General features: G+C 70.0%; 8 protein-coding genes. 3 read left to right on the plus strand and 5 right to left on the minus strand.

Translation table 11 applies throughout. The annotated features are described in order from the left end of the window. Positions 1-35: 35 nt before the first annotated feature. The 4 genes from U9R90_RS28470 to folC all read right to left on the minus strand — a co-directional run bounded on the left by U9R90_RS28470 (position 36) and on the right by folC (position 3,834). The gene (locus U9R90_RS28470; protein WP_052580008.1) at positions 36-1,055 is read right to left on the minus strand and encodes a rod shape-determining protein; all 1,020 of its coding nucleotides are present in this window, start codon (positions 1,053-1,055) and stop codon (positions 36-38) included. A gap of 365 nt (positions 1,056-1,420) precedes the next feature. Beyond that, positions 1,421-1,834: a nucleoside-diphosphate kinase gene (gene ndk, locus U9R90_RS28475; protein ID WP_411059544.1), complete on the minus strand. Its 414-nt coding sequence runs from the start codon at positions 1,832-1,834 to the stop codon at positions 1,421-1,423. Positions 1,835-1,953: 119 nt separating this feature from the next. Continuing rightward, on the minus strand, positions 1,954-2,307 hold the full coding sequence (locus tag U9R90_RS28480) for a DUF4233 domain-containing protein (protein WP_411059545.1): 354 nt from the start codon (positions 2,305-2,307) through the stop codon (positions 1,954-1,956). A 6-nt stretch (positions 2,308-2,313) separates the two neighbouring features. Next, on the minus strand, positions 2,314-3,834 hold the full coding sequence (gene folC, locus U9R90_RS28485) for a bifunctional tetrahydrofolate synthase/dihydrofolate synthase (RefSeq protein ID WP_411059546.1): 1,521 nt from the start codon (positions 3,832-3,834) through the stop codon (positions 2,314-2,316). Positions 3,835-3,935: 101 nt separating this feature from the next. Between folC and U9R90_RS28490 the strand changes: the two genes are divergently transcribed. Together U9R90_RS28490 and U9R90_RS28495 are read left to right on the plus strand one after the other, a co-directional pair. After that, positions 3,936-4,943, plus strand: a complete 1,008-nt coding sequence (locus tag U9R90_RS28490) for a rod shape-determining protein (RefSeq protein WP_411059547.1) — start codon at positions 3,936-3,938, stop codon at positions 4,941-4,943. Between the two features lie 96 nt (positions 4,944-5,039). Beyond that, positions 5,040-5,654: a hypothetical protein gene (locus tag U9R90_RS28495; protein ID WP_411059548.1), complete on the plus strand. Its 615-nt coding sequence runs from the start codon at positions 5,040-5,042 to the stop codon at positions 5,652-5,654. Positions 5,655-5,740: 86 nt separating this feature from the next. Here U9R90_RS28495 and U9R90_RS28500 read toward each other — a convergent pair whose 3' ends face one another. Then, positions 5,741-8,368: a valine--tRNA ligase gene (locus U9R90_RS28500; RefSeq protein WP_411059549.1), complete on the minus strand. Its 2,628-nt coding sequence runs from the start codon at positions 8,366-8,368 to the stop codon at positions 5,741-5,743. Between the two features lie 136 nt (positions 8,369-8,504). Here U9R90_RS28500 and U9R90_RS28505 point away from each other — a divergent pair, with 136 nt between their 5' ends. Next, the gene (locus U9R90_RS28505; protein ID WP_411059550.1) at positions 8,505-9,458 is read left to right on the plus strand and encodes a hypothetical protein; all 954 of its coding nucleotides are present in this window, start codon (positions 8,505-8,507) and stop codon (positions 9,456-9,458) included. The last annotated feature ends 108 nt before the right edge of the window (positions 9,459-9,566 follow it).

Below are 9,566 nucleotides of genomic sequence, written 5' to 3' on the forward strand. Positions count from 1 at the left end.
CCCGTACGGCGGATGCGTGATCTTACTGTGCTGGATCACCGGCGCGGTGACGCGTCCAGCACCTGCTGCAGAGCCTCGAACTCCTCGACGCACTTGCCGGAGCCGAGGGCCACGGAGTCCAGCGGGTCCTCGGCGATGTGGATCGGCATGCCGGTCTCGCGGCGCAGCCGCTCGTCCAGGCCGCGCAGCAGGGCGCCGCCGCCGGTGAGCACGATGCCGCGGTCCATGACATCGCCGGAGAGTTCGGGCGGGCACTTGTCGAGGGTCGTCTTGACGGCGTCCACGATCGCGTTGACCGGCTCCTCGATGGCCTTGCGGACCTCCGCGGCGGAGATCACGACCGTCTTGGGCAGGCCGCTGACGAGGTCGCGGCCGCGGATCTCGGTGTGCTCGTCCTTGTCCATGTCGTACGCGGAACCGATGGTGATCTTGATCTGTTCGGCGGTGCGCTCGCCGAGGAGCAGCGAGTACTCCTTCTTGATGTGCTGGATGATCGCGTTGTCCAGCTCGTCGCCGGCGACGCGGATGGACTGCGCGGTGACGATCCCGCCGAGCGAGATCACGGCGACCTCGGTGGTGCCGCCGCCGATGTCCACCACCATGTTGCCGGTGGCCTCGTGGACCGGCAGCCCGGAGCCGATGGCCGCGGCCATGGGCTCCTCGATGATGTGCACCTGGCGGGCACCGGCCTGGGTGGAGGCCTCGATGACCGCGCGGCGCTCGACTCCGGTGATCCCGGAGGGGACACAGACGACCACCCGGGGCCGGGCGAGGTACCGGCGCTTGTGGATCTTGAGGATGAAGTAGCGGAGCATCCGCTCGGTGATCTCGAAGTCGGCGATGACGCCGTCCTTCAGAGGGCGGACCGCGACGATGTTGCCAGGGGTGCGGCCGATCATTTTCTTCGCCTCTGCGCCGACCGCGAGGATGCCACCGGTATTGGTGTTGATGGCCACCACGGACGGTTCGTTGAGTACGATTCCCCGGCCCCTGACGTACACCAGCGTGTTGGCGGTCCCGAGGTCGACAGCCATGTCACGGCCGATGAACGACATAGTGGTTCCCATCAGGAGCGTCTGGCCTTCCCATGGAGCGTCGATGGCTTGGTTAGGTCGGCGAGTTGGGTGTGGTGGGGTGAAGCCCCATCGTAGTCGCGCCCGGATGGACGCGACGTGAAGGGTCTTCGCCATTGTCAGCAGATGAATCGCCGTCCCGCTAATGGGGACGTGCCGATGGAAGGATGCGTTCCCCCAATCGGCTTGCATATGCCAAAGGGCGGCCGCCGCGTGGGCGGCCGCCCAGGTCATGGACCCCGCCGTGCTGACATGCCGTCAGGAAAAAGTTCCGGGGGCCCGTGCGGTGTCCGCCAGGCGAGACGGCGGCCAGCGACGGCGGCCGTCGGCGGCAGCCGTCACAAGGCTCAGAAGGAGCCGGGGAAGAAGATCTTCAGCTCACGCTCGGCGGACTCCTCGGAGTCCGACGCGTGGATCAGGTTCTCCCGGACGATCGTGCCGTAGTCGCCACGGATGGAGCCGGGCGCAGCGGCGATCGGGTCGGTCGGCCCGGCCAGCGCGCGTACGCCCTCGATGACCCGCTCGCCCTCGACGACCAGCGCGACGATCGGGCCGGACAGCATGAACTCGACCAGCGGCTCGTAGAAGGGGCGGCCGACGTGCTCGGCGTAGTGCGTCTCCAGGGTGGCCCGGTCCAGGGTGCGCAGCTCCAGCGCGGTGATGCGCCAGTCCGCCTTCCGCTCGATCCGGCCGATGATCTCCCCGACCAGACCGCGGCGTACGGTGTCGGGCTTCAGCAGGACGAGGGTGCGCTGGGTCATGTGCGGCTCCAACCGGTCTACATGCGATCTCGTGGGATTGAGCCGCACGATACCCGGACCCACTACAGGGGGTTACATCCGGCCTCCGACCAGGACGGCATGGAAGGTCTCAGACCGCCCTACGCACCCTCGCCCTGCTCCGCAGCCTGCGCCGCGAAGCGGGCCTTCGCCTCGTCGATCTTGCGGCCGAAGTGGACCGAGGCCCACCACAGGGCCGCGAAGCAGGCTCCGAGGAAGAACATCGTCGGGATGACGAAGCCGCTGGCGATCAGGGCGATCTGCAGTGCCCAGCCCAGCTGGATCCCGCCGGGCCGGGTGATCATTCCGCAGAGCAGCAGACACAGGACCATGGCGACCCCGCAGACCGTCCACACCGTGGAGGTGGCCAGGTCCGGCTCCTTCATCGCGACCAGGCCCGCGAAGCCGATGACGAAGATCTCGCCGATCAGTGTGGAGGCGCAGAGCGTACGCATCGAGGATCAGCCCTTCCCCAGGAGCAGCCGGGCCTCGCCGACCGTGATGACGGACCCGGTGACCAGGACGCCGCCACCGGTGTACTCGCCCTCTTCCTCCGCGAGCGTGATCGCGGCCTCCAGGGCGTCGTCCAAGCGCGGCTCGACCTGGACCCGGTCGTCGCCGAAGACCTCGACGGCGACCTGGGCCAGTTCGTCCACGTCCACCGCGCGGTGGCTGGTGTTCTGCGTGACGACGATCTCCGCGAAGATCGGCTCGAAGGCCTCAAGGAGCCCGCGTACGTCCTTGCCGTCGCTCACCCCGACCACCCCGACCAGTCGGCTGAAGTCGAAGACCTCGCTGATCGCGGCGGCCGTGGCGCGCGCCCCGGCGGGGTTGTGCGCGGCGTCCAGGAGGACGGTCGGGGACTTGCGCACGATCTCCAGGCGGCCCGGCGAGACCACCGTGGCGAAGGCCGAGCGGATCACCTCGACGTCCAGCGGTTCGCTGCGCTGCGCGCCGACCCCGAAGAACGCCTCGACCGCGGCGAGCGCCACCGCGGCGTTGTGCGCCTGGTGGGCGCCGTGCAGCGGCAGGAAGATCTCTGTGTACTCGAAGGCCGCACCGCCGAGCCCACGCAGCGTCAGCAGCTGGCCGCCCACCGCGATCTGCCGGGACACCACGCCGAACTCCATGCCCTCGCGGGCGACCGTGGCATTGGCCTCGACGGCCTTCTTGAGCAGCACCTGCGCGGCGTCCACCGGCTGCTGGGCCAGGATCACGGTGGCGTCCTGCTTGATGATCCCGGACTTCTCGACGGCAATCTCGGCGGGCGTGGAGCCGAGCCGGTCGGTGTGGTCCAGGTCGATCGGGGTGACCACGGCGACATCCGCGTCGATCACATTGGTGGCGTCCCAGCTGCCGCCCATGCCGACCTCGACGACCGCGACATCCACCGGGGCGTCCGCGAAGGCCGCGTACGCCATGCCGGTGAGCACCTCGAAGAAGGACAGCCGGTAGTCCTGCTGGGCGTCGACCAGCTCCACGTACGGCTTGATGTCCTCGTACGTCTCGACGAAGCGCTCGGCGCTGATCGGGACGCCGTCCAGGCTGATCCGCTCGGTGACCGACTGGACGTGCGGCGAGGTGTACCGCCCGGTGCGCAGCTCGAAGGCGCCGAGCAGCGCCTCGATCATGCGGGCCGTGGACGTCTTGCCGTTGGTGCCGGTGAGATGGATCGAGGGGTACGCGCGCTGCGGGTCGCCCAGCACGTCCATCAGCGCCTGAATACGGCTGACCGAGGGCTCCAGCTTGGTCTCACCCCACCGGGTGGCCAGCTCCGCCTCGACCGTCCGCAGCGCCTTGTCCACCTCCGGGTCCTCGGGCCGCGCCGGGATGCCGTCGCCCTGCGGCGGCCCCGCCTGGGTACGCAGGGTGCGGCTGCCGGCCTCGATCACCGCCAGGTCGGGGTCGCGCTGGGTCTCGGCCTCGACGATGCCCTCGAAGGGGTCGGGCTCGCTGCTGTCGTGCGGGGGGAGCTCACTCACGTAAGCCAGTCTACGGAGAAGGTGTGACAGGACCTTCGACCCGCCCTGTCCAGGACCTTCGACCACCCCTTTCCCGGAATAACCGGGCAGACTTGACGATCATGGACATAGGTATCGACCTCGGCACAGCCAACACCCTGCTCTACGCCCGCGGCCAGGGCATCGTGCTCAACGAACCGTCGGTGGTCGCCGTCCGCGAGGGCACCCGCACCGCGCTCGCCGTCGGCACAGAGGCCAAGGAGACCATCGGCCGCACCCCCGGCTCCATCACGGCCGTCCGCCCGCTGCGGGGCGGCGTGATCAGTGATTTCGAGGCCGCCGAGGAGATGATCCGGCACTTCGTGGCCCAGACGGTGCCGGGTCGGCGACCGCGCGTGCGCATGGTGGTCTGCGTGCCGAGCGGGATCACCCCGGTGGAGCGGCGGGCGATCGTGGAGGCCGCACAGCGCTCCGGCGCCCGCGCCGTCCATCTGATCGAGGAGCCGATGGCCGCGGCGATCGGCGCGGGCCTGCCGGTCTCCGAGCCGCGCGGCTCGATGGTCGTGGACGTGGGCGGCGGCACGTCGGAGGTCGCCGTGATCTCGCTCGGCGGCATCGTCACCGCCCGGTCGCTGCGGGTCGGCGGCGACAGCTTCGACACCGCGATCACCGACCACGTGCGCAAGGAGCACGCGCTGCTGATCGGCGAGCGCACCGCCGAGGACATCAAGGTCGCGATCGGGTCGGCCGGTCCGGTGCCCGGCGACGACACCTTCGAGGGGCGGACCTTCACGGTGCGCGGCCGGGAGAAGGCCGGCGGACTGCCCAAGACGGTCGACCTCACGGCCCGCGAGGTGCGCGCCGCGCTGCACGAGCCCGTCGAGGCGATCCTGTCCGCCGTACAGGCGACGCTGGAGGAGTGCCCGCCCGAGCTGTCCGGCGATGTGATGGAGCACGGCATCGTCGTCACAGGCGGCGGCGCGCTGCTGCCCGGGCTTGCCGCGCGGATGGCCGCGGCGACCGGCATTCCGGTGGTGGTGGCGGACGATCCGCTGGACTCGGTGGCGCTGGGGTGCGGGAAGTGCGTGGAGGACTTCGACTCGCTGCAGCGACTGATGTCGGCGGCGTAGGCCGGTGAACGGGTGACTGACCCGTTCCGGCGACCGTCCGCCGCGGTCGCGGCGCGGCCTCACCGGCTAACCAGACGATAAGGGTGCAATAGGGGCATGTTTTATGCCCAGAGCTCCAGCCGCCGTACGCGGCAGATGATCGTCGATGGCGCGGTCCTGTTGTGGGCCGCACTGTGGGCCGCGGTCGCAGTGACCGCGTACCGGCTCGCGCAGCTGCTCGCCCAGCCCGCCAAGGGTGCCGAGGGGAGCGGCTTCAGCGCGGAACTGACCGCGGCGGGCGCGACGGCCGCCAGGGTGCCGCTGGTCGGCGGCAAGCTCGACGCGACGCTGCGTACGGTCGCGGGCGCCGGGGACCGGTTCGCGACCGCGGGCGGCGGCAGTCAGCAGGCGGTGGACGCGCTCGCCGCGGCCGGAGCGGTCGCGCTGTTCGTCCTCCCGGTCGGTCTGGCGCTCGCCCTGTGGCTGCCGCGGCGGCTGCGCTGGACCCGGCAGGCGTCCGCGGCCCGGGACCTCGCCACCTCCGAGGACGGTCGGGAGCTGCTCGCGCTGCGCACGCTGATGCGTCCCCTGGACGAGGTCGCCCGTACCGCGACCGCCCTGCCGGACGCGACGCCGGGCAGCCTCGCGGAAGGCTGGCGCAACGGCGATCCGGAGACGCTGGACATGCTGGCGGACGCGGAGCTGTTCCGGCTGGGGCTGCGCTCGGCCTGACGCGACCGCGCACGCAACGGGCCCCGGAACCGACCTGGCGGATTCCGGGGCCCTGCGTCGTACGGGTCAGACGGGCATCGTACGGGTCAGGCAGGCGGGAGGCTGTCCAACTGCCCCTGGATACGGGCGATGTCGGCCTCGGCCTTGGCCAGCCGGCCGCGAATCTTCTCCACGACCTGGTCGGGCGCCTTGGCCAGGAAGGCCTCGTTGCCCAGCTTGGCGTTCGCCGCCGAAACCTCCTTGTCGGCCGCCGCGAGGTCCTTGGCCAGCCGCTTGCGCTCGGCGGCCACGTCGATCGTGCCCGACAGGTCGAGCGCGACCGTCGCCCCGGCCACCGGCAGGGTCGCGGTGGCCTGGAAGGCGTCGCCCTCCGGCTGCAGGCGCAACAGCTGGCGGATGGCCGCCTCGTGCGGGGCCAGCGCCGTACCGTCCAGGGAGAGCCGCGCGGGGACCTTCTGGCCCGGCTGCAGCCCCTGGTCGGCGCGGAAGCGGCGGACCTCGGTGATCACCTGCTGGAGGGTCTCGATCTCCCGCTCGGCACCGGTGTCGCGGAAGCCACTGTCCTTGGGCCAGTCGGCGACGACCAGGGACTCGCGCCCGGTGAGCGTGGTCCACAGCGTCTCGGTGACGAACGGGGCGATCGGGTGCAGCAGCTTGAGCGTGACGTCCAGGACCTCGCCCAGCACGCGCTTGGACGCCTCGGCGGGCTCGCCGCCCGCCATGAACGTCGTCTTGGACAGCTCGACGTACCAGTCGAAGACCTCGTCCCACGCGAAGTGGTAGAGCGCCTCGCTCAACTTGGAGAACTGGTAGTCCTCGTAGAAGGCGTCGACCTCCGTGACGACCTCGTTCAGGCGCGACAGGATCCACCGGTCGGTCGCCGACAGCCGCTCGGCGGGCGGCAGTTCGCCCTCCACGGTGGCGCCGTTCATCAGCGCGAAGCGCGTGGCGTTCCAGATCTTGTTGGCGAAGTTACGGGACGCCTGGACCCAGTCCTCGCCGATCGGAACGTCGGTGCCCGGGTTGGCGCCGCGCGCGAGCGTGAACCGCAGGGCGTCCGAGCCGTACTTGTCCATCCAGTCGAGCGGGTCGACCACGTTTCCGAAGGACTTGGACATCTTCTTGCCGTTTTCGTCCCGGACGAGGCCGTGCAGGGCGACGGTCTTGAACGGAGCCTTGCCGTCCATCGCGTACAGGCCGAACATCATCATCCGGGCGACCCAGAAGAAGATGATGTCGTGCCCGGTGACCAGGACATCGGTCGAGTAGAACTTCTCCAGGTCCGGGGTCTGCTCGGGCCAGCCGAGCGTCGAGAACGGCCACAGGCCGGAGGAGAACCAGGTGTCCAGGACGTCCTCGTCCTGGGTCCAGCCCTCGCCCGTCGGGGCCTCGTCGTCGGGGCCGACGCAGACGACCTGGCCCTCGGGGCCGTACCAGACCGGGATGCGGTGGCCCCACCACAGCTGGCGCGAGATGCACCAGTCGTTGAGGTTGTCGACCCAGTCGAAGTACCGCTTCTCCAGCTCCTTGGGGTGGATCTGGACCCGGCCGTCGCGGACGGCGTCGCCCGCCTCCTTGGCGAGCGTCTCGACCTTGACCCACCACTGGAGCGACAGGCGCGGCTCGACGGTCGTCTTGCAGCGCGAGCAGTGCCCGACGGAGTGGGTGTACGGACGCTTCTCGGCGACGACACGGCCCTGCTGGCGCATCGCGGCGACGATCGCGGAGCGGGCCTCGTAGCGGTCGAGTCCCTGGAAGGGGCCGTGCACGGTGATGACCGCGCGCTCGTCCATGATCGTCAAGGACTCCAGGCCGTGCCGCTGGCCGATGGCGAAGTCGTTCGGGTCGTGGGCGGGCGTGACCTTCACGGCGCCGGTGCCGAACTCGGGGTCGACATGGGTGTCGGCGACGACCGGGATGGTCCGGTCGGTCAGCGGCAGCTTGATCCGCTTGCCGATGAGGTGGGCGTAGCGCTCGTCGTCCGGGTGGACCGCGACGGCCGTGTCACCGAGCATCGTCTCGACCCGGGTGGTGGCGACGACCACCGTCTCGTCGCCCTCGCCGTACTTCAGCGAGACCAGCTCGCCGTCGTCGTCCTGGTAGTCGACCTCGATGTCCGAGATCGCGGTCAGGCAGCGCGGGCACCAGTTGATGATGCGCTCGGCGCGGTAGATCAGCTCGTCGTCGTACAGCTTCTTGAAGATCGTCTGGACGGCGCGGGACAGCCCGTCGTCCATGGTGAAGCGCTCACGCGACCAGTCGACGCCGTCGCCGAGCCGCCGCATCTGGCCGAGGATCTTGCCGCCGTACTCCTCCTTCCACTGCCAGACGCGCTCGGTGAACTCCTCGCGCCCCAGGTCGTAGCGGGACTTGCCCTCCTCGGCGAGCTGCTGCTCGACCTTGTTCTGGGTGGCGATGCCCGCGTGGTCCATGCCGGGCAGCCAGAGCGCCTCGTAGCCCTGCATGCGCTTACGGCGGGTCAGCGCGTCCATCAGCGTGTGCTGGAAGGCGTGGCCCAGGTGCAGCGAGCCGGTGACGTTCGGCGGCGGGATGACGATGGTGTACGGCGGCTTGTCGCTCTTCGCGTCGGCGGTGAAGTAACCGCGGTCTACCCAGCGCTCGTACAGCGGCCCCTCTACCTCGGCCGGAGCGAACGTCTTCGGCAGCTCGGGGGTGGGGTCGTGGTCTGTCTGATGCTGAGTGTTCTCGGTCACGACGCACAGTTTAGAGGCGTCACCGTCTTGTACCGAAACCAGATTCCCCGGTAACGGAGTGGCCCCCGCCACCCCATGCGGTGGAGACGTCCGCGAGGATGTTCGGAACGCATAAGCATCTTGAGGGGACAGAGAGATGAGCCACAACCAGCCGGGCCCGTACGGCGGACAGCCTCAGCAGCCCGGACCGTACGGTCAGCCGGGTCCCTACGGCCAGCAGCCGCCGCAGGCACCCCAGCCCGGCTACGGCTACCCGCAGCAGCAGCCCCAGCCGGGCTACGGCTACCCGCAGCAGGCGCCCCAGGGCGTCCCGCCGCAGCAGGGCGGCTACAGCCAGCCGCAGCAGCCTGGACCCGCGTACGGCCAACAGCAGCCCTACGGCCAGGTGCCGCCGCCCCCGCCGGCCGGTGGCGGCGGTGGCAAGAAGGTCGGGATCATCATCGGCGCGGTGGTCGCGCTGGCCGCGATCGGCGGCGGGATCTGGTGGTTCATGGGCGGCGGCGGCAGCGGCGACATCAAGGACGACGGGCCGCACAAGCTGACGGCGCCGGAGACCGTGCTCGGCGAGTACAAGAAGGAACGCAGCGGTGGTAGCTCCATGACCGACGCCGACATGAAGGAGGCCGAGCAGTGGGGGGTGAAGAACCCCACGGACATCAGCGCCGGCTACGAGGCGGGCGACAAGAACAACCCGCTGAGCCAGAAGGGCATCCAGTACGCCGGTGTCTACGGCGAGATCGACGACCCGGAGAAGGTCGTCGACGCCATGCTCGCCCATATGAAGGCCGAGGCAGAGAAGGACAAGGACTCGCCCGTCGAACTGGTCGGCTCCCCGACCGCACACACGCCGGACTCCCTCGACGGTGCGATCCTGAAGTGCCAGGAGGCCAAGACGCCGAACCCTGGCGCCGCTTCCGGCAAGGGTCCCAAGGAACTGAGCTTCGCGTACTGCGCCTGGGGCGACTACAGCACGCTCGGCTGGGCTATGCCCATGGACATCGCGAACGCCGCATCGGGCAAGCGGGCCTCGCTTGAGGACGCTGCTGAGACCGTCGCAAAGCTGCGTAACGAGGTACGCGTCAAGCTCTAAGCAGAGGTCGTACCGCAACGCGGAGGGGGGGGCCCGCGGGGCCCGGCGCCCCCCCCCCGGACGGTCCAGCCGCACCCCGCGACCCCCGCTTATACTGCCGCCCCGCGC

Source organism: Streptomyces sp. E11-3 (genome assembly GCF_046540415.1).
GTDB lineage: Bacteria > Actinomycetota > Actinomycetes > Streptomycetales > Streptomycetaceae > Streptomyces.

What these genes read in the sequence shown, in the direction of transcription:
- U9R90_RS28470 (WP_052580008.1), bottom strand. Translation starts at nt 1,055, where the DNA reads ATGTCGTTCATCGGCCGTGACATGGCTGTCGACCTCGGGACCGCCAAC.
- ndk (WP_411059544.1), bottom strand. Translation starts at nt 1,834, where the DNA reads ATGACCCAGCGCACCCTCGTCCTGCTGAAGCCCGACACCGTACGCCGC.
- U9R90_RS28480 (WP_411059545.1), bottom strand. Translation starts at nt 2,307, where the DNA reads ATGCGTACGCTCTGCGCCTCCACACTGATCGGCGAGATCTTCGTCATC.
- U9R90_RS28490 (WP_411059547.1), top strand. Translation starts at nt 3,936, where the DNA reads ATGGACATAGGTATCGACCTCGGCACAGCCAACACCCTGCTCTACGCC.
- U9R90_RS28495 (WP_411059548.1), top strand. Translation starts at nt 5,040, where the DNA reads ATGTTTTATGCCCAGAGCTCCAGCCGCCGTACGCGGCAGATGATCGTC.
- U9R90_RS28505 (WP_411059550.1), top strand. Translation starts at nt 8,505, where the DNA reads ATGAGCCACAACCAGCCGGGCCCGTACGGCGGACAGCCTCAGCAGCCC.